The organism is Bernardetia sp. MNP-M8, assembly GCF_037126285.1.
In the GTDB taxonomy this organism is placed as follows: domain Bacteria; phylum Bacteroidota; class Bacteroidia; order Cytophagales; family Bernardetiaceae; genus Bernardetia.
In genome coordinates this window covers 3,978,383-3,997,809 of record NZ_CP147012.1, presented here as the reverse complement: position 1 = coordinate 3,997,809, position 19,427 = coordinate 3,978,383, and the positions used below count along the sequence as shown (strand labels likewise).

General features: G+C 31.0%; 18 protein-coding genes. 8 read left to right on the top strand and 10 right to left on the bottom strand.

Annotated features, from left to right (window positions below):
* The 9 genes from V9L04_RS16285 to V9L04_RS16245 form a co-directional block, all read right to left on the bottom strand.
* Positions 1-828 carry a hypothetical protein gene (locus V9L04_RS16285; protein ID WP_338790921.1) on the bottom strand — a complete coding sequence of 276 codons (828 nt, stop codon included), beginning with the start codon at positions 826-828 and terminating at the stop codon, positions 1-3.
* Positions 829-903: 75 nt separating this feature from the next.
* Positions 904-1,671 (bottom strand): 3-hydroxybutyrate dehydrogenase, encoded by a 768-nt coding sequence (locus tag V9L04_RS16280; RefSeq protein WP_338790920.1) that lies wholly within the window; start codon positions 1,669-1,671, stop codon positions 904-906.
* 131 nt (positions 1,672-1,802) lie between these two features.
* Positions 1,803-2,444, bottom strand: a complete 642-nt coding sequence (locus V9L04_RS16275; RefSeq protein WP_338790919.1) for a hypothetical protein — start codon at positions 2,442-2,444, stop codon at positions 1,803-1,805.
* A gap of 150 nt (positions 2,445-2,594) precedes the next feature.
* Complete coding sequence (locus V9L04_RS16270) at positions 2,595-3,314, bottom strand: lysophospholipid acyltransferase family protein (RefSeq protein ID WP_338790918.1); 720 nt, start codon at positions 3,312-3,314, stop codon at positions 2,595-2,597.
* Between the two features lie 175 nt (positions 3,315-3,489).
* Entirely contained in the window at positions 3,490-4,917 is a 1,428-nt protein-coding gene (locus V9L04_RS16265; RefSeq protein ID WP_338790917.1) for an outer membrane beta-barrel protein, read from the bottom strand.
* Entirely contained in the window at positions 4,898-5,476 is a 579-nt protein-coding gene (locus V9L04_RS16260; RefSeq protein ID WP_338794210.1) for a sigma-70 family RNA polymerase sigma factor, read from the bottom strand. The genes V9L04_RS16265 and V9L04_RS16260 overlap by 20 nt, the downstream gene beginning before the upstream one ends.
* A gap of 364 nt (positions 5,477-5,840) precedes the next feature.
* Positions 5,841-6,320: a CYTH domain-containing protein gene (locus V9L04_RS16255; RefSeq protein ID WP_338790916.1), complete on the bottom strand. Its 480-nt coding sequence runs from the start codon at positions 6,318-6,320 to the stop codon at positions 5,841-5,843.
* Between the two features lie 6 nt (positions 6,321-6,326).
* Complete coding sequence (locus V9L04_RS16250; protein ID WP_338790915.1) at positions 6,327-6,641, bottom strand: hypothetical protein; 315 nt, start codon at positions 6,639-6,641, stop codon at positions 6,327-6,329.
* 46 nt (positions 6,642-6,687) lie between these two features.
* Positions 6,688-8,139: an amidase gene (locus tag V9L04_RS16245; protein WP_338790914.1), complete on the bottom strand. Its 1,452-nt coding sequence runs from the start codon at positions 8,137-8,139 to the stop codon at positions 6,688-6,690.
* 253 nt (positions 8,140-8,392) lie between these two features.
* Here V9L04_RS16245 and V9L04_RS16240 point away from each other — a divergent pair, with 253 nt between their 5' ends.
* The 4 genes from V9L04_RS16240 (at position 8,393) to thrS (ending at position 14,703) form a co-directional block, all read left to right on the top strand.
* Positions 8,393-9,973: a DUF4173 domain-containing protein gene (locus V9L04_RS16240; RefSeq protein WP_338790913.1), complete on the top strand. Its 1,581-nt coding sequence runs from the start codon at positions 8,393-8,395 to the stop codon at positions 9,971-9,973.
* A gap of 42 nt (positions 9,974-10,015) precedes the next feature.
* Positions 10,016-11,044: a hypothetical protein gene (locus V9L04_RS16235; protein ID WP_338790912.1), complete on the top strand. Its 1,029-nt coding sequence runs from the start codon at positions 10,016-10,018 to the stop codon at positions 11,042-11,044.
* A 540-nt stretch (positions 11,045-11,584) separates the two neighbouring features.
* Complete coding sequence (locus V9L04_RS16230) at positions 11,585-12,499, top strand: class I SAM-dependent methyltransferase (RefSeq protein ID WP_338790911.1); 915 nt, start codon at positions 11,585-11,587, stop codon at positions 12,497-12,499.
* 260 nt (positions 12,500-12,759) lie between these two features.
* Positions 12,760-14,703, top strand: coding sequence for a threonine--tRNA ligase (gene thrS, locus V9L04_RS16225; protein WP_338790910.1), 1,944 nt, complete (start codon positions 12,760-12,762; stop codon positions 14,701-14,703).
* Between the two features lie 180 nt (positions 14,704-14,883).
* Here thrS and V9L04_RS16220 read toward each other — a convergent pair whose 3' ends face one another.
* On the bottom strand, positions 14,884-15,501 hold the full coding sequence (locus tag V9L04_RS16220; RefSeq protein WP_338790909.1) for a transposase: 618 nt from the start codon (positions 15,499-15,501) through the stop codon (positions 14,884-14,886).
* A gap of 554 nt (positions 15,502-16,055) precedes the next feature.
* Here V9L04_RS16220 and V9L04_RS16215 point away from each other — a divergent pair.
* From V9L04_RS16215 to V9L04_RS16200, 4 genes are all read left to right on the top strand, one after another.
* The gene (locus tag V9L04_RS16215) at positions 16,056-16,562 is read left to right on the top strand and encodes a GNAT family N-acetyltransferase (RefSeq protein ID WP_338790908.1); all 507 of its coding nucleotides are present in this window, start codon (positions 16,056-16,058) and stop codon (positions 16,560-16,562) included.
* 132 nt (positions 16,563-16,694) lie between these two features.
* On the top strand, positions 16,695-17,720 hold the full coding sequence (gene thiL, locus V9L04_RS16210) for a thiamine-phosphate kinase (protein ID WP_338790907.1): 1,026 nt from the start codon (positions 16,695-16,697) through the stop codon (positions 17,718-17,720).
* A 162-nt stretch (positions 17,721-17,882) separates the two neighbouring features.
* Positions 17,883-18,704, top strand: coding sequence for a 3-methyl-2-oxobutanoate hydroxymethyltransferase (gene panB / locus V9L04_RS16205; RefSeq protein ID WP_338790906.1), 822 nt, complete (start codon positions 17,883-17,885; stop codon positions 18,702-18,704).
* Positions 18,705-18,829: 125 nt separating this feature from the next.
* Positions 18,830-19,240 (top strand): STAS/SEC14 domain-containing protein, encoded by a 411-nt coding sequence (locus tag V9L04_RS16200; protein WP_338790905.1) that lies wholly within the window; start codon positions 18,830-18,832, stop codon positions 19,238-19,240.
* Positions 19,241-19,427: the final 187 nt, after the last annotated feature.

Genomic DNA, 19,427 nt, shown 5'->3' with positions numbered 1-19,427 from the left:
TTAAGCATTACAAACAGAAGGAAAAATAGAATATTTAACTTTACAAGTTGGACAGATTGTATCTCCAAATAAAAAAGTTATAATCTCTTTTAAAGAATCTATTTCCAGTAAATCTATATAAGCAATCATCCACTCTTGATAATTATCAGACTGAATGGTTGCTTTTTTTCGGTCTATACTTTTGGGAATAATTTCAAAAGGAGTTTGAATTTTATTAAAAACAGGATCTTCTATATATCCATTTAATCTGTTTTCTTCATTCCAAAGATAAAGTTCAGAGTTACAATTTGGACAAATACTCATGTATTCATCATTACCATTAAACAAGATAAACATTTTTGCTATAAGAGAATTCCCCTTATATAAAGCTATTACTGCCAAAAAATAGCGTTTTTCATCTTCTGATAGATTTTTAGCCTCATTAATAAGTTTAGGTAGCAAATTTTTAAATTCCTTATAACTCTTTTGAAAAGAGATATATAAAACTTCTTTCGTTTGATTATCTAATTTATATGAATTATCTTCTATTATATTGTTGAGAGATACTTCATTCTCATCCAACTCTGCAATTATGACTCCTAATGAAATATAGCCATCCAAACGTATGGATTTGTTTTCTTCTTTCGTAATTATTTTAAAGAGATAAGGAAAAGAAGCAATAGTAGATTGATATAGCGTATTTTGATGATAAATATATTCCCAAAATATTTCATTTGATAATTCTTCAGTATAATTACTATCTAATTTTTTCAAAAGTGCTGGTAATTCTGACGAATCTCCATAAGGGCTGCTAAAACTCTTCCAGTATTTTTCTTCTAATGGTATCATAAAGAATTTCTATAAAATTAAAGGGAACAAACATTTCTTGTCTATTCCCTTTATTATTTTGGTCTTTTTTTTTAATTATTGTGCTGTCCAACCTCCATCAATAGGAATTGCTGTTCCTGTAAATGTACTTGCTTCTTTTGAAGCTAAAAATAAAGCCATTCCTGCAAGAGCATCAATTGACACAAAATCTTTAACAGCTTGTTTTTTGAGCATTACTTTTTCTACTACTTCATCTTCGCTCATTCCATGTGTTTTGGCTTGGTCTGCAATCTGTTTTTCTACTAAAGGTGTTTTGACATACCCTGGACAGATAGCATTTGCAGTAATATTATATGGCGCACCTTCCAAACCTAATACTTTTGTAAGTCCGACAATACCGTGTTTGGCAGCTACATAAGCTGATTTGAATTCAGATGCACGAAGCCCATGTGCAGAAGCAATATTGATAATTCTACCAAATTTTTGTTTTTTCATGTCTGCCCAAACAGCTTGTGAAGTATGAAAAGCAGAACTTAAATTGATACCAATAATAGCATTCCATTTTGCAGCAGGAAATTCATCAATAGGCGCAACATATTGAATACCTGCATTATTTATCAAAACATCGATAGTTCCAAATTTTTGTTTCGCTTCATCTATCATTTGTTTGATTTGCTCTGGGTCAAGCATGTTTGCATTAGAAAACATAGTTTGTATACCATGTTCTTTTGCTACATTGGCTGCTATTTCTGCACCGTTATCTTCCAAACCATTAAAAACTACATTATATCCTGCTTTTGCAAAATGTTCTGCAATTCCTAAACCGATTCCACTTGTGCTTCCTGTAATGAGTACTGTTGCCATAAAAAATGTTATGAATAAGTCATCGGTAGAGACACCGACAACGGCTGTTTATTAAGTTAAAAAATAAAATTCTGGTAAATTTATTATATTTTGTCGTTGTTGGTGTCCTCACCAACGACAAATTTAACCAATCAATTTACAGAGTAATGAACTAAAAAATTGACTAAACGTTTGAAATTAGCTTGAATAGTTTCGTTTGCCTTTTGAATAACCAAAGAACGGTAATAAAGCTCTACTAACTCTTCATATCTTGGATTGTTAGTAATCTTGGCTAAAACAATTCCTTTAAAAAAGCGATGGTGCTGATTATAAATATATAAAATTGGACGTTTAGGAATTCTATTAAAGGCTAAATCTAATTCTTGCATTGAATTTTTTTCTTCTAAAAAAATCATTCCTTCTTCACTCATAAATTTTATAAGTTCTTCAGCACACACTTCTAAATCTTCTTCGTTTTCGGCTTTGTATCTAAAGTAAGGGTTTTGATTTAATTTTCCCACAGAAACTGAAATAGTAGTTGTTTGATTTTGAAAATCAGTAGGGTTAGACAAAAAAGGTTGAGTAATACGTTCTACTTCATCTTTTCTAATTCCTAAAGTTACTTCAATCCAAATTTCAGTCTCATACTGTGAAATAGACAAAATTACGTTTTGAAAACCTATTTTATCTGTTTTCCTGAATTGACTATAAACATCTATATACTCAAATCCCCATTCTCTAAAAAATGGGATGAGTTGTTTTACAAAAAAAGTTTGAGCTGAGATAATGTCCATGAATCAATTACGAATTATAAATTACGACTTGCTAAAGCAGCAAAGCTAACCTTTAGATCGGCGCAGTCAATTACAAATATAGTATCATTGTACTGTGATAATTTGTAATTCCAATTATGTTGTCTTTAATTTTTTACTCTAAAGCGTAAGTTAAGTTGTATACTTTTTTATTGTGGAGTCAATAAGTTGAAAGGTTTTATTTTTCAAATCTTCGATATCTTTTTCTGTTAGATTTGTAGTTATTATCGGTTTATGATAAATCATTTTACAATGATGACGAGTAAATTTGAAAGGCTGTTTATCAGGAAAAATTATCCAATTATAAAGAATTGTTACAGGAACTAAAGGAATACCTGTTTGAATAGCTGCACGAAAAGCACCATCTTTAAAAGGATTTAGTTCAGGCTGCTTATCGCCAATAATTCCTCCCTCTGGATAAATCAAAACATTTTTGCCTTCAGCTAAAGCTTCTTTTACTTGCTCAAAGGCTTCAAAACGACTTGTTCCTTTTCCACGACTGACGGGAATATGAATCTTTTTAAAGATGTAACCAAACAAAGGAGTTTTACTGAGCGATGCCTTTCCCATAAAAACACTAAACTTAGGCACAGTCATTACCATAGCAGCAATATCCATATAAGATGTGTGATTAGATACATAAATATAGTTTTGCTTCGGATTTGGCTCAAATTCCCATTCTGTTTTCATTTTTATTCCTATTCCAAAGTATAAAACCTTTGCCCAAATTCTATATAAGAATCCGTTCCAGTGATGCCATTCTTTACGTTGTGTTGAGAGCCATAAAAAAGGATATAAAGATAAAAAAACAAGCATAAACCAGAAAATGCACCAAATAGTATATAAATTCATTTTTTCAGTTATCAGTTACCAGTAATCAATTACCAGTGAATAGCAATCAATACTGTAATTAGTAAAATCTAAAATACTCTTATTAAAAGTAATCACAAATTAACGCAAAAAAAAATTGACAATCCTCAAAGAAGATTGCCAATTTATGATAATATTTATTCAGTAACGTTGATTGTTACAATGCAAAGTTAATGCGTGTAAGTAATCCACCTGTCTGAACAAATACCCCTTCCGAACCAAGTGAGCGTACTGGAAACCTCCAATACGGTTCAACTTGTAGCGTTAAATGTTTTCCTAAGGAGGTTTCAATTCCTGCAGAAACATTAATGGTTGCAAAAAGCTGTAAAGCTGATTGTGTTTCCCTTTGTCTTACTATTTCCTGTGAGCGAGTAAGTCGTGGGTCATAAATATCTTGATAAGAAACGGTATAATCTGATTCGTAACGTTCTTTTAAAAAGAAATAATTTGAAGTACCTGCTGATACAAACCATTTATTTCTAGTTGTTTCAATAGCATTGTAACGCAAATGTATAGGTAAATCTATTAATTGCCAATTAATTTTTGTCTTGTTTTTCTTTACCCAAGCGTTATCATTTGGGTTAAAGTAATTTGTAATATTTGGTATAGAAAGAGATTCTTCTATATCAATTTGCTTTTTCATATAAAGTGCTCCTGCCGAAATATTAAATCGTTTAGCAACTTGATAATCAGCCATTACACCATATCCATTTGCATAATTCATACGCTGTTTATCATTGCTTTTATAGATGTTTGTCATTGCCATAAGAGCAGCTCCAATTCTCCATTTTCCGATAGCACTTGCTACTGGATTTTTTCTAATTAATTCTTCATTCTGATTAGAAGCAATAAGCATTTCATCAATTTCTAATACTGGTAATACTACTTCATTTGGTTTAACATCAGCAAATAAATCAAAAGTAGCCTTTTCCAATTTTAATGCACTAAGCACTTGATTTGATTCTACTTCTTTACTTGCTTCATTATCAGTTAATAAACTATTTGTGATAACTATCTTTTCTTCTGAATTATCTAAAGAATGATTAAAAGCTATTTGATTGTTTGTTTCTAATTTTGTTTTTGAATTAGAATATGATTTTGTTTTAGTGAAATTAGTAGTCTTTTTATTTTTGGCTGAATCTGTATTTGAACTACCACTCAAATTACTAGCTATATCTTTATTATGATTATTATTTTCTTCTAAATTACTTTGTGTAAGTGTTTTATCATCCGTAGAATTATTATTAATTGATTTTTGATTAGTAGAAGTTTGATTTTTGATAGAATTTTCTTGAAAAGCTATTCCTCTATTCGAAATTTTATTTGCTGAATTATCTAAAAATTGATACCCTCCAAATAACAAGATTACTGCTGCTGCTCCCATAGTTGCAAAAACTGCTAAGCGTCTAAATACTACTGCTTTACGGTCTTTTTCATTATGAGCAGCCAATTTTGATTGCATAGCCGACCAATCAGCAGGTTGAAAAGTAGGCTCATAACTCTGTGCCACCTCCTTAAACCGTTCTGTAAAACGCTCCTCCGATGATTTGTGATTCCCGTTTTGGTTATCGTATATATGCTTCATACTTTTTTCCGAAATGCTCTTTTATTAGTAAGCGTAATTTTTGTTTTGCTCTTGACAAGTTTGAACGAGAAGTTCCTGCTGGAATTCCCATTTGTTCTCCAATTTCTTCATGTGAATAGCCTTCAATTTCATAGAGGTTGAAGGTAATTCGATAAACATCTGGTAAAGATTGTACAAGTTCATAAATTTCATCTGCACTCATTTGGTCTATTACATCGCCTGTCGAATCTTCTTCTCTATCAGCATATTCTACATCTAAATGATTGGTATGTTTTTCATTTTTGCGATAAAAATCAATTGCTGTATTAATGATTATCCTTCTAAGCCAACCTCTAAACGACTTTTTGTTGTCATATTGATTTACTTTTGTAAATACTTTCATAAAGCTGTCATTTAACACCTCACTCGCTTCGTCTTTGCTTTTGCAATAACGTAGCGATACCGACATCGCATACCCATAAAAATGCTTGTATAACATTTCTTGACTTTTTGCGTGTTTATTTCGGCAGCCTTCTATTAGGCGAAGTTCAATATCTGTTAGCTCTATGGCTTTCACCAACAATTAGTAGTTAATGTGTTCTTAGGGTAATATTTAAGTTGCTTTCAAAGTCCTTACGCAAGTAAGTTTGGAAGTGCTGCAAAGGTGTAGCAAAAAATTCAAAAGTTTTTATCTTTTTCTCGTTTTTTTTGAAATTTTGTATTAATGTTCTTTAAAAAAGCCTTTTGAATAGAGATTGTAACAATTTTGAAGATTGAAATTTTGTGCTATTTTTTTTAACCTTATTGATAGCGAAGCCTCAACGACAGGTGGTTTTCTCATTTTTAAACTGTCAACGAGACGTTGCTGTTGTTGAGAAAAAATATCAAGGTTAGCGATTTTTTCAAATGTTATGACTAAATAAAATCCTTTTTTTATAACCAGCTTAAACTTTATTTCTCCAATTCTTATAAGGCTCAATAGTTAGATTGGAATTGTAGTATTTGTCTTCTCCTGTAACTTCTACATCAACCCAAGACGGAATGCTAAATTTTTCATCTTCACTTTCCAATTCAATTTCTGCGACTATAAGTCCAGAATTATCTCCAAGAAATTCATCAACTTCCCAAATTTTATTTTCGTACAAGATTTCATATCTAATCTTTGATAATTCAGAAATTGAAAAATTATCTAATAATTCTTTCGCATCATGAAGTGGAATCTCATATTCATATTCAGGACGTGTAGCACCAATTGATAATCCCTTGATTGTCAGAAAGGCTTTTTCAGTTGTTTGTCTTACTCTGATTGTTTTGTTTGGGTCTGTCAATAAATAACCTTGTCGGAAAAATTGCCCTACTTTTTTCTCACTATCTTTCCACTTTTTATGATTTACTAAAAACTTTCTTTCTATTTCTTTGCCCATAAAAAATTATTTATTTGGTTTCCTCAGTGTTGTATCTTTTTTTATAGCTTGGGTGCGATAAGTTCCTTTTTGGTCGTAATAATTATCTTTTTTTACTAGCGTATCTTTTTCAACTTTGTTTTTAGAAGAATCTTTTTTTCCGATATTTTTACGAATAGTAGAAACAATTTTTTCAGAAGGAGTAGAAACTTTAAGCTGATGACGGTCAGAAAAAAGAACAAAGAAAAATTTTAAAAAGACAAACAAGCCTACAAATATAATAGAAGGAAGAATCACAACTAAAATTTTAGAATTTGCTATATATCTGAAAAATTGTAACATTAGATAGACTGTATTAATTATTTTGTTTTAGTAAGAGAATTAAAATTTAGTTCAAAATGCTTTCCAGTTTTGATGCAGCTTCAAAAAGTAAGTTTTCACTATTTGGCAGACAGCAAAGCATTACCGAAGTGGGCAAACCTGTTTTTCTATCTCTATATTTCCAGGCAGGAATAGTAATAGAAGGCAAATCCATAACATTAGTAAAAATCATGGGTGAAAAGATATTTGGAACAAGTGGCGACATATCTATTTGCATTGTCTGCTGATGTTTGAGTGCAATATCTCCAGAAGTTGGAAGAAGCAAAACTCCTCGTTGCCCTATTTTTTTGTATAAATTCTCTTTTTCTTTTTGATAAAATTGAATCATTTTATTCAATTCTTTATCCGAAGGTTCTAAAAATTTAGAAGCCAAAAGTACGGAATAAATCTCACCTGAAACGGTTTTTTCTCCAATTACTCTGCGTAAAGATTCCACAAAAACAGAAATACCAACATCTTTATCATTTCTCAACCAATCTTTCAAACCTAGTTTCATTGCCTTTATCATCATTTTACCAAAATTCCAATGAATTTTTCCGATGTTTTCAATAGTTATATTTTTAGGTTGTAAACCTTCGTTCAGAAGACTTTGTTTTGCCTTAATCAAAACCTCTTTTATTGTTTCGCTTCTTATTTCTGTATCAAAATCTGTACTTATGATAAGCTCTGCATTACTTAAATCTTTGCTATCTGTTGGGATTTTATCAGCAATTACTTCATAAACTAGTTTTGCATCTCTAACAGAGTGTGTAATTGGTCCTACTGCCAACCAGTCATTTAAGAAAAAATCTTCTCTTTCTATAAATGGAAAAATTCCTTTTTTACTCACAGCTCTTCCAGAAGGTTTAAATCCTACCAAACCACAACAATGAGCAGGATAACGAATAGAACCACCGACATCTGTTCCAATTCCGATAACCGACCCACCAGAAGCAATCAAGGCACTTTCTCCCCCTGAAGAACCTCCAGGGATATATCCTTCTACATACGGATTATTTGTAACTCCAAAACGTGGACTTCTTGTTTCGTGTCCAAAACTAAACTCAGGTGTGTTAGTGCGAGCAATAATAATTGCACCTTCTTTTTTTAGTCGTTGAACTACTAAAGCATCTTTTTCAGCTATTTTGGCTGGCATTCGCATTGAGCCTCCTGTTACTTCTTGTCCTTCTAAACCTATAGGCTCTTTGAGTGAAATAGGAATTCCTTCTAATTTCCCTCGTTTTTGTGTTGTAGAATTATCTTTTTCTGTGCTTTTTTTTGCTTCTTCTAAGGCTTCTTTTGCAAAAAGTTGAATCATTGCATTTAGCCTTTCATGATTGTCTGCAATGTTTCGCAACGATTTTTCTACCAAATTAAGTGAAGTAGTTTTTCCGTTTTCAAAATCTTTTAAAAGCGAAGTTGCATCAGAAAATTCATGAGTATCTTTATCTATTGGACGAGTAAAGTTGTAGTCTTTCATGGTAGTAAATTTTGTTCTTTGTCAGCCATAAGTATAAAGTGATTTTTTAGTTTTTTGTTTTACTTAGTAATTAACCCTTATTCTCGTTTGTTTAACATTACACTCTATACAGACTTCTTACTTTCTTTTTGATGAGTAAAACATAAAAATAGTGTAAATAAACTTACATTTGTGGGACTACCTCCAAATTTCATGTAATTTTGTATTATCTCACTTCTATCTAAAAAAATACAGCTATTAAAATTCTCATTATATGAAAAGTAATATAAAAAGTATCGTGGAAATAAAAACTCTAAAAAGTGCTTTAATGCTACTTCTTTTAGTGATTTTTAATGCTCTTTTTTGGAATGAAATGTTGGGTTTGAATCTATTTATATTTTCAAATCTATTGATAGGAACTTTCTTGTTGTTTCATAGGAAGAGTTTTAAATATCAAACTGTTAGAATAGCTATTGGTTTCACTTTCGTTACAGGAATTATGGTACTTATTCATAATTCTATAATCAGTAAAATTGCTCATATTGTATCTTTTTGTTTGATGTTAGGTTTTTTCCAACAAGGAAATCTTCGTTTACTTAGTTCTGCTTTTTGGAGTAGTTTAGTGGCTCTTGTGTCTATACATCATTCTTTTTTAGAGCAAATCAATTTTATTAAAGCTCCTGCTACTATTCCAAAATCCTCTATTCGCAAACTTCGTCTTCTGATTATTCCTTTAATTGCTTTTAGTATATTTTTTATGATTTTTAAGATAGCTAATCCAGTTTTTAACAAAATGACGAATAATTTAGGCAATCAATTATTTGATATCTTGAGTAATTTGTTTGTTGATTTTTCTTTTTTGAAAATTCTGTTTCTACTTCTTGGAGCTGTTATAATTTTGGTAAGTCTTGTCAAACGTGAAACTACTCTTATAGTTGCTCTATGGGAAAGTATGAAAACAGATGTACTAAGAAGAGAGTTGAGCAGAGAAAGACGAGTAATGGAAATGGAATTACTGGAAACACAAAAAAATACTACTTTTAAAATTATGGATTTGAAACAAGAATATCAAACTGGAATACTCTTGATTGCAATGGTAAATCTTTTATTATTAGTTGTAAATGGTATTGATATTCAATTTTTATGGCTGAATTTTGAGGTTGATGAAGCTGGAAATCTAGCAGAATTAGTTCATGAGGGAACGTATATGTTAATAATCAGTATTTTACTTTCTATGAGTATTTTGATGTATTTTTTTCGTAAAAATCTAAATTTCTACCTCAAAAACGAATTACTTAAAAAGTTAGCTTATGTTTGGATTTTCCAAAATACCATTTTAGTAATTTCTGTAGTTATCCGAACGTACTATTACATCATTGAACATGGATTGGCTTACAAAAGAATTGGTGTTTTGCTCTTTTTGGCTTTGACGACCTATGGTTTGTATTCTTTATTTGTAAAAATTAAGGAACACAAATCAAGTTTTTATTTATGGAGAGTAAATAGTTGGGCAACTTATGCAATGCTCGTTTTTATGGCTTGTATAAATTGGGATATGTTGATTGTCAAATATAATATTGAAAAATGTAAAACAGTAGAAAGCAAAGCTAAAATTGATTTAGGATTTATGCTCAGTCGCTCAGACCAAACTTTGCCGATTTTAAGGGAAAATAGACAATATTTTGAAACTGATAAAAGAGGTATTTCTTCTTATCGTAATTCGCCTAATGTAAATACTTATGGAACATATTTAGATGAACGTATTGAAACGTATCTGCAAGAACAAAAAAAATACTCTTGGGCTTCTTGGAATTATGCTGATGCAAAAACGGTGAGTTTGTTAGAAGAGAAATAGTTTTTTTTAAGCTACCTATAAGTTTAAAAACCAAACAAAAAAATGAAAGTATATTTAAACCTGTTAGTCTGTATTTTTGTCTTGTTTTCATGTAATCAAGTCAAAAAAGAAGTAAATAAATTTGAGGATAAAAAAGGAAGGTTTAAAATTTCTTTTCCTACGAAACCTACCCTAAAAGAAGAACCTTTTACTACTTTGGAAGGAGAAACAACTCAATATGTATTTATATCAGAACCCAAACTAGATGATAATATTTCATATAATGTAAGCTATATAGATTACCCAAAAGAGTTTACTGATATAATCAGTACAGAGAATACCTATAATTTTTTTGCTACCTTTAATTCCATGGCTCTCAATTCCAAAAAGGTTGAATTAATAGGACTTTTGAACCAAAAAGTATTAGGATATACAGGAAGAGAGTTCCGATTTAAAGATATTCAAACAGGTATGTTTTCTAGAACTAGAATGTATTTAGTTGATAATAGAGTTTATATTCTTACCATAAATACAAAGGAAGAAAAAAATTTCAACCTAGGCATTAATGCGTTTTTTGATTCGTTTGAGCTGATTAATACACAGCCTAATCCAAAAGCAGAAGTACAGACTGAAAATGCTGAAAAAATATATACTATTAAATTTAATAACCCTACAGAGATAAAAGAAACGGAAGCAGTTACTGAATATGGTGATGTAAGAATTGTTTTAGAAGGCTATCAACCAAAATTAGAAAATGATGAAAATATTGCTTATATGGTTAGCACCCTCACATATTCACAAGATATCACACAAAATGTTGGTTTTGATTTAGATGAATATTATTTAAGTATTATTAGAGCAGGTCTTAATGGAAGACAATCTACTCTGATAAGTAAAAAAGAAATATCTGTTAGTGGAATTAGTGGAATTGAAACCAAAGAAAGTTTAAAAGAAGGAAAGATGATGATTAAACAGAGAATACTTCTTAAAGGAAAATCACAAATAGCAATTCAGGTTGTTACCATTCCTCTGAAAGATGAAAATGATTCTATGAATGAATTTCTAAATTCTTTTAAATTCATTGAAAAATAATTTTATTCCAATCATTTGCTTTAATTAAAATAGAGTAAGAATAAAATATTCCTATCATTCTACATTTATTTTTAGATATTTGTAGTATACTCTTTGGAGTGTGAATAAAAAGTACTAAAGACCTTAGCCTTCATTAGAAGAAAGTTTTTTCCATTAACTTTGTCCAAAGATAAACTTATCAATCATAAAACTTTATTGATACTTCAGTTTGTAAAAGACTTAAATATAAGAGTAGTGGTAGATTGTTAAATATATCTATAAGGTTTTGTAGCATTAATTAACTTGCATGTTTATATTATTTACAATTATTAATAGTCTGCTTATCAAGCAAGTAAAGTTATTTTAGAGTTTCAAAAATATAATTAATAAGACTTTTGTAAATTTACTTTACATTTTATTTTAAAAAAAGAGTATATGTATTGCAGTTATCCGATATTGTTTTTTAACAAAATAATCGTTTAATTAACTTTTCACTTCACAAAATTCATGAATATTTTCAAAGTTCGTTTTTTTTGTATTAAATTAATTCATTAGAACAAAATGGCATTTAAACAATATATAAAAAATATAGTAAATAAGCTACCTTATATTAAAACTCTCCATAAACAAGTAGAACATTACAACAATAATGCGTTTGTGCCAGCAGGTCATTATTATTCTCCAATAGTTTTGGTAAAAGAAGCAGAGGAAAAGCAAGATGAAATATGGAAAAACCAATATAAAGATGGAATAGCAGGTATTGACCTAAATACACCAGAACAGCTAGAGCTTCTTAAAAAAATATCTGCTTTATATCCTGAAATGCCATTTGAACCCTATCAAAAAGAAGGGATACGATACTATTTTGAAAATAACTTCTATCATTATACAGATGGAATCATTTTATATGGTATGATGCGTCATATAAAACCCAAAAAAATTATTGAAGTGGGATCTGGATTTTCTTCTGCATCAATTTTGGATGTTAATCAACTATTTTTTGATAATTCAATTCATCTTACTTTTATAGACCCTGATACAGAAAGATTAGATAGTCTCTTAACTCAAAAAGATAAACAAAACTGTATAATCAAGAAAGATATAGTACAAAATATTCCTTTAAGCGTTTTTGAAGAACTAGAAGCTGGGGATATTCTATTTATTGATAGTACACATGTATCCAAAACAGGAAGTGATGTCAATTATCTATTATTTGAAGTTTTACCTGCACTAAAGTCAGGTGTTTTTATTCATATTCATGATATCTTTTACCCCTTTGAATACCACAAAAAGTGGGTTTTTGAAGGACGTAACTGGAATGAAAACTATATATTAAAAGCCTTTCTAATGTATAATGAAAAGTATAAAATTATACTTTTTCCAGATTATTTGCATCGATTATATGCAGATAGCTTTAAAGAAATGCCTCTTTGTTATAAGCACTTTGGAGGTAGTTTTTGGATTGAAAAGCAATAATACTTTATAAATTTGATCAGTTTTAGAATTTTGACTCTGTATATATATGACACTTTCTTAAATTTGATAATTTTCTGAAAAATAGCAAGATTGAAAGATAATTCTACATTTATTTTATAGATATTTGTAATCAAATCCTCGTTGAGAGCTGCATTTGAGTCTCAACGACGGTTTAAAATAAAAAAATCAAGGAATTGTAGCTTTGATTTATTTCTAACCCTAATGTTGTTGCGTTTGTAAGCGACAACTAACCAATTTTTATGAGCGAAATTAATGTAACTCTTCCAGACGGAAGTATCCGAAAGTATCCACAAGGCACAAATGCCTTTGAGGTAGCACAAAGTATCAGTGAAGGACTCGCACGTAATGTGCTGGCAGCCGAAGTAAATGGCGAAGTGTGGGATTCTACCCGAGCATTGCCAGAAACAACAGCTTTAAAACTCCTCACATGGAATGACGACAACGGAAAAATGGCGTTTTGGCATTCTTCTGCCCACCTTTTAGCCGAAGCCTTAGAAGCTCTTTACGAAAATGTAAAATTTGCTATCGGTCCTCCTATCGAAAACGGTTTTTATTATGATGTTGATTTTGGTGAAAAAACTTTTTCTTCTGATGATTTGCCCAAAATCGAAGCGAAGATGAAAGAACTTGCCAAACAAAAAAACGAATTTGTAAGAAAAGAAGTTTCGAAAGCTGATGCAATTTCTTATTTCACAGAAAAATCAGATCCATATAAATTAGAAATGATTGAAGCCTTAGAAGATGGCAAAATCACTTTCTATACACAAGGTAATTTTACAGATTTGTGCCGTGGACCTCACATTCCAAATACTTCTGGCATAAAAGCCGTAAAACTTTTGAATGTAGCTGGTGCATATTGGCGTGGCGATGAAAACCGTCAGCAGCTCACACGTATCTACGGAATTACATTTCCAAAAGAAAAAGAATTAAAAGAATATTTAACGCAAGTAGAAGAAGCTAAGAAAAGAGACCACCGTAAATTAGGAAAAGAACTAGAATTGTTTACTTTTTCTGAACGTGTTGGTTTGGGTCTTCCTTTGTGGTTGCCTAAAGGTACAATGCTTAGAGAGCGTTTAGAGCAGTTTTTAAGAAAAGAACAAGTAAAACGTGGTTATGACCCTGTTGTTACACCTCACATTGGACACAAAAATCTCTATATTACTTCTGGACATTATGAAAAATATGGCGAGGATGCTTTTCAGCCTATCAAAACACCTTCGGAAGATGAAGAGTTTTTCTTGAAACCAATGAACTGTCCTCATCACTGTGAAATTTATAAGACAAAACCACGTTCGTATCGTGACTTACCGTTGCGTTTGGCAGAATTTGGAACAGTTTATCGTTATGAGCAGAGTGGAGAATTGCACGGACTTACTCGTGTACGTGGATTTACACAAGATGATGCACATATTTTCTGTATGCCAGACCAAGTAAAAGACGAATTTAAAAGTGTTATCGATTTGGTACTTTATGTATTTAAAGTATTCGGTTTCACAGATTATTCGGCACAGGTTTCACTTCGTGACCCAGAAAATAAAACGAAATATGTAGGTTCTGATGAAAATTGGGATTTAGCAGAAGCTCAAATAAAAGAAGCTGCCGAAGAAAAAGGCTTAAAAACTGTCATTGAATACGGAGAAGCTGCATTTTATGGACCTAAACTAGACTTTATGGTTCGTGATGCAATCGGTAGAAAATGGCAATTAGGAACAATTCAAGTAGATTACAACCTTCCAGAGCGTTTTGAATTAGAATATATCGGTTCGGATAATAAGCCACACCGTCCAGTTATGATTCACCGTGCGCCTTTTGGCTCTATTGAACGTTTTGTAGCTATTTTGATTGAAAGTACAGCAGGAAATTTCCCTCTTTGGCTTTCTCCTGACCAGCTTGTTGTTTTGCCAATTTCGGAGCGTTTCAATGATTATGCAAAAGAAATTGTACAAAAATTACGTCAAAATGATATTCGTGGTAGTGTAGATGAGCGCAACGAGAAAATCGGTCGCAAAATTCGTGATGCAGAAGTTGCCAAAACGCCCTATATGCTTTTAGTAGGTGAAAAAGAAGTTGAATCAAATACCGTTTCGGTTCGTAAGAAAGGCGAAGGCGATTTGGGTTCGATGAATATTGAAGAGTTTATGAAGCATTTTGTTAGTGCTGTTGATGCTGAACTGGCTGAGTAAATAATTCAATTACAAATTATGTAAACCTGTTAGATTTTCAAAAAGAAAATCTAACAGGTTTTTTTGTAGCTTACTCTTTAGAGTGAGTAAAATTGTACCGTAGGCTTTAGCCTTCGGGTAAAATTAAAAATATTACGAAGGCTAAAGCCTACGCTACAGATTCGCACCTTAAAAGGTACGCTACATTAATTCATCTTTTAGATATGAAAATGGGTATTGTTTCCATTCTTTTACAATTGCTGCTTTTACAGGATTCTCTAGAATATAATGAACTATGTTCTTGAGTTCGTTGTCATTTCTTATATAATGGTCGTAGCTTTCTTTCTGCCAAAAATTCCCTTCTCGTTTCAAAATTTGATTGCTTTCATAAGCAGAGCCTCCTTTTATGAGTTGCATCGTTTTGCTTACTGTTTCATTTTCATAATCTGCTGTACAAAATAATACATGTACATGATTAGACATCACACAATATGCTAATAAATCATATCTTTTCCCATCATATTCTTTCATTTTATTGATAATTATTTGAGCTACTTTCGTGTTTTTTAAGAAATCATCATCTCTTGAATAACGTTCTAATAGAATATCATAATCTGCAAAATATTTTTTTCCTAACTTATAAAGAGATGTGTTTCTTTCATCTTTAGAATTCTGTTCTTTTTTAATTTTATTTATCTTTAAATCATACTCTTCTTGTATTTCTTTTACTACTTTATTTGGAAGGGCATTATACAGGCAAAATGTAATGAAAAAGGTAGCTCCTCTTGGATAAATATGAGGTAAATTGCGATGTTGCATATGTAACTTACTCTTTAGGATGGGATAATACACTAAATATTTTAGTACCGTATTTCAAAAGTTTATCTGTATTTTGAGATTATTTTATTACTATCAGGCACTTTAACTTTATTGAGGGCTATAGTTCAGAAGTATCTGATAGTTGCTTTATTGATAGAATTTTGACATAAACAAGTTTTTTAAAACCTTGTTGAGGAACAAAATAAAATAGCAGATAACTTATGAAACACTGGATTTAGCCTTTAAAATGAAAATAAGACAAAATATAATAAAAAAAGATCATTTTTTCTTCCGAAGGCTAAAGCCTACGATACAGATTCGCACCTTAAAAGGTACGCTACTGCGATTTGCTTTATTAGAAATAAGTATAAATTTACCAAAATCTTTGGGATTTAGAATAAAAATAATGAAGATCAATCCGAATAGAAAAAATGGTAATTTATCATAAATTCAAATCAGTATGTTTTTTTAAATCCTTACACCTTATCTTTGTAAGTCTTTTAAAAACCACTAAAAAAACAGCACAAACAGAACAAAGTCTCCTAAAAAAAGAAATGATAACCACTCAACGACTTATTTTAAAACCATTAACTTATAATCAGTTGATAAAGTATATAAATTGTAATAATTCATTGGAAGAAGAACTAGACTTGAAACCAAATTCAAGGACAATATCCCCAGAATTGAAAGAAGCACTTGAACAAACTATTCTTCCAAATGTAGCCAATAAAAGTAAAAATTATTTATATTCAACACTCTGGACTGCCATTTCAATAGCTGAAAATAAAATGGTAGGCGATTTATGTATCGTAGGCGAACCAAATAAGGAGGGAGAAATAGAGATTGGTTATGGAACATATAAAGAATTTCAAAATAAAGGATTTATGACCGAAATTGTGAAAGGAATTATTGAATGGACAAAGACACAACCAAAAGTAAAATTCATTCTTGCCTCAACAGACAAAATAAATACAGCATCTTGCAAAGTTCTTGAAAAAAATAACTTTAGTATTATTGGAGAAACTGATTCATTATTAAATTGGAAATTAGATCTCAGTTAATTTTATTCAAACTCAAAAAAATAAGCATAAAATATAATTCTGTCTTCTCTACTTTCCTACTATCTTTTTCCCTCAATATTCCCTATTTTTGTACTCTAATTCTAACTAGAAAAACTTAAAAACGAATAAAAATTGCGTACAGAAATAAATAAACTTGGCGAATTTGGACTTATCGAACGTATAGCTTCCAATTTTCCACTTCAAAAAAACACTTCCAAAAAAGGAATTGCAGACGATGCAGCTGTTATAGAAATTGAAAATGGCAAACAACTTTTAGTTTCGACGGATATGCTTGTTGAAGGAATTCATTTTGACTTGTCTTACACTCCTTTGAAGCATTTGGGCTATAAAGCTGTTTCCGTAAATGTCTCAGATATTGCTGCCATGAATGGTATTCCTCATCAAATTACGGTTAGTCTTGCACTGAGCAATCGCTTCTCAGTTGAGGCAGTTGATGAATTTTATGAAGGTGTAAAGTTTGCTTGTGAAGATTATGGAATTGATTTGGTAGGAGGTGATACAACTTCTTCTCCAAAAGGTTTAGTTATTTCAATTACTGCGCTTGGACAAGCTAGTCCAGAAAAAATTGTTTATCGAAATACAGCAAAGAAAGGCGATGTTTTGTGTGTTACAGGCGATTTGGGAGCTGCTTTTGTTGGCTTACAGATTTTGGAAAGAGAAAAAAGAGTTTTTATGGATGCGCCAGAAGCTCAACCTAAACTAGATAACGCAGAACATGTCATTGAAAGACAGCTCAAACCAAAAGCTCGTATGGATATTATTTATGAGTTAGAAGAAAAGGGAGTTTTGCCTACTTCCATGATGGATATTTCGGATGGTTTGGCTTCTGAAATTCACCATATTTGTCGTCAGTCGAAAGTAGGAGCTATGTTGTACGAAAAAAACATTCCTATTTTTGAAGAAACAGCCGTAATAGCAGCAGAAGAGCTAAAACTTAGTCCTCTAACATGTGCTTTGAATGGTGGCGAAGACTACGAACTTTTATTTACCATCAAACAAGAAGATTTAGAAAAAATTGAAAAAATAGTCGATGTTCATTTGATTGGTTATATTCATGAAGCTGAAAAAGGTGTAAAAGTAGTTATGAATTCAGAGCAACTAATGGATATAAAAGCACAAGGTTGGAATCATTTTTAATTGTGAATTATTAATGGTTAATTGTGAATTAATCAGTATTTTTATTTTTTATACTAAAAAGATAATTGTTTAGGAAAAGGCAAATCTTTTTTTGCCCTATAAATAAATACAATATATATATATTTGTACTACTTCTAAATTCATCCTTCTAAATTTATTTACATGTCTGTTGCTAATTCTTCCTCAGCCAAACGTATCACTACGCACTCGTTGCAGGAAATGAAAAATAAAAACGAAAAAATCTCTATGCTTACAGCATACGATTTTTCGATGGCTCAAATTCTTGATGCTGCTAATATTGATGTTTTGTTAGTTGGCGATTCTGCTTCAAATGTTATGGCAGGACACGAAACAACTCTTCCAATCACGCTTGACCAAATGATTTATCATGCTTCTAGTGTGGTGCGTGGTGTAAAACGTGCGCTTGTGGTGGTTGATATTCCTTTTGGTTCATATCAAGGAAATTCTCGTCAAGCTCTTGATTCTGCTATCCGAATTATGAAAGAATCGGGCGCACATGCTGTCAAGATGGAAGGTGGAGAAGAAATTAAAGAGTCTGTTATACGTGTGCTTTCTGCTGGTGTTCCTGTGATGGGGCATTTAGGACTTACTCCTCAATCTATTTATAAGTTTGGAACGTATACCGTTCGTGCAAAAGAAGAAACAGAAGCTGCAAAACTTATTGAAGATGCCAAAATTTTACAAGAATGTGGTTGTTTTGCTATTGTGGTAGAAAAAATCCCTTCCAAACTTGCTGAAAAAGTATCAAAAGCAATTGATATTCCGATTATCGGAATTGGTGCTGGTGGTGGAGTGGATGGACAAGTTTTGGTTTCTCATGATTTACTGGGAATTACAAAAGAGTTCAATCCTCGTTTCTTGCGTCGTTATGCTGATTTGAATGATATTATGCAAAAGGCTGTTGAGGAATATATCAAGGATGTAAAAAGTGAGAATTTTCCTAGTAAAGATGAAAGTTATTAAATGTATTTTCTTTAAAGGCTAAATTCATAAAAAACGCTTGATTGTAATAATTAAGCGTTTTTTGCTTAAAAAGAGTTCTGTTAAATTTCTATTTTTAGGAAAAACAACTCAAATTAAACAAAAATATGCTTGACGAAAAAATTACACTTGAATATGATAAACCTAAATGCAAAATTTATTATCATCAGGATATAAATGCAATTCAGTTTGAATGGTTTGGTCATGTTTCCCATGAAGAATTTGTAGATGCGTGTGATTTTTTTTTAGAGTTATTGATAAAACACAAAAGCAGCAAAATGATTGCTAATAATTTGAAATCAGAAGCTGTAAGTCCAAAAAATCAAGATTGGTTAGACAAAGTGTGGTTTCCTAGAATTTACGAACATGGATACAGAACTTCTGCTGTTATTGCATCAAAAAGTATATTTAATCAAATTACAGTCAAAAAAATAGCCGATAAAATGGATAAAAGTAAATATACAATTCGTTTTTTTTCTAATTTGCAAGAAGCTATAGAATGGCTAAAAACAGTGTAAAAATAATTGTAAATTGTGAATGGTAAATTATGAGTGTAAGTAGTCGTACAAAATTAATAATACATATAACTGATTAGCGAGTGATTTACCTGATTTTTAAGATGAAATACAAGATAAATACAAATGAAGTTTAGCGAAGCTAAATAATAATATCTTTTTAATACTTATTTAAATTTTATTGTATTAT

Bases quoted from the DNA above. Each gene is read 5' to 3' on its own strand.
- V9L04_RS16285 (WP_338790921.1), bottom strand. From the start codon at position 828: ATGATACCATTAGAAGAAAAATACTGGAAGAGTTTTAGCAGCCCTTAT.
- V9L04_RS16280 (WP_338790920.1), bottom strand. From the start codon at position 1,671: ATGGCAACAGTACTCATTACAGGAAGCACAAGTGGAATCGGTTTAGGA.
- V9L04_RS16275 (WP_338790919.1), bottom strand. From the start codon at position 2,444: ATGGACATTATCTCAGCTCAAACTTTTTTTGTAAAACAACTCATCCCA.
- V9L04_RS16270 (WP_338790918.1), bottom strand. From the start codon at position 3,314: ATGAATTTATATACTATTTGGTGCATTTTCTGGTTTATGCTTGTTTTT.
- V9L04_RS16265 (WP_338790917.1), bottom strand. From the start codon at position 4,917: ATGAAGCATATATACGATAACCAAAACGGGAATCACAAATCATCGGAG.
- V9L04_RS16255 (WP_338790916.1), bottom strand. From the start codon at position 6,320: ATGGGCAAAGAAATAGAAAGAAAGTTTTTAGTAAATCATAAAAAGTGG.
- V9L04_RS16250 (WP_338790915.1), bottom strand. From the start codon at position 6,641: ATGTTACAATTTTTCAGATATATAGCAAATTCTAAAATTTTAGTTGTG.
- V9L04_RS16245 (WP_338790914.1), bottom strand. From the start codon at position 8,139: ATGAAAGACTACAACTTTACTCGTCCAATAGATAAAGATACTCATGAA.
- V9L04_RS16240 (WP_338790913.1), top strand. From the start codon at position 8,393: ATGAAAAGTAATATAAAAAGTATCGTGGAAATAAAAACTCTAAAAAGT.
- V9L04_RS16235 (WP_338790912.1), top strand. From the start codon at position 10,016: ATGAAAGTATATTTAAACCTGTTAGTCTGTATTTTTGTCTTGTTTTCA.
- V9L04_RS16230 (WP_338790911.1), top strand. From the start codon at position 11,585: ATGGCATTTAAACAATATATAAAAAATATAGTAAATAAGCTACCTTAT.
- thrS (WP_338790910.1), top strand. From the start codon at position 12,760: ATGAGCGAAATTAATGTAACTCTTCCAGACGGAAGTATCCGAAAGTAT.
- V9L04_RS16220 (WP_338790909.1), bottom strand. From the start codon at position 15,501: ATGCAACATCGCAATTTACCTCATATTTATCCAAGAGGAGCTACCTTT.
- V9L04_RS16215 (WP_338790908.1), top strand. From the start codon at position 16,056: ATGATAACCACTCAACGACTTATTTTAAAACCATTAACTTATAATCAG.
- panB (WP_338790906.1), top strand. From the start codon at position 17,883: ATGTCTGTTGCTAATTCTTCCTCAGCCAAACGTATCACTACGCACTCG.
- V9L04_RS16200 (WP_338790905.1), top strand. From the start codon at position 18,830: ATGCTTGACGAAAAAATTACACTTGAATATGATAAACCTAAATGCAAA.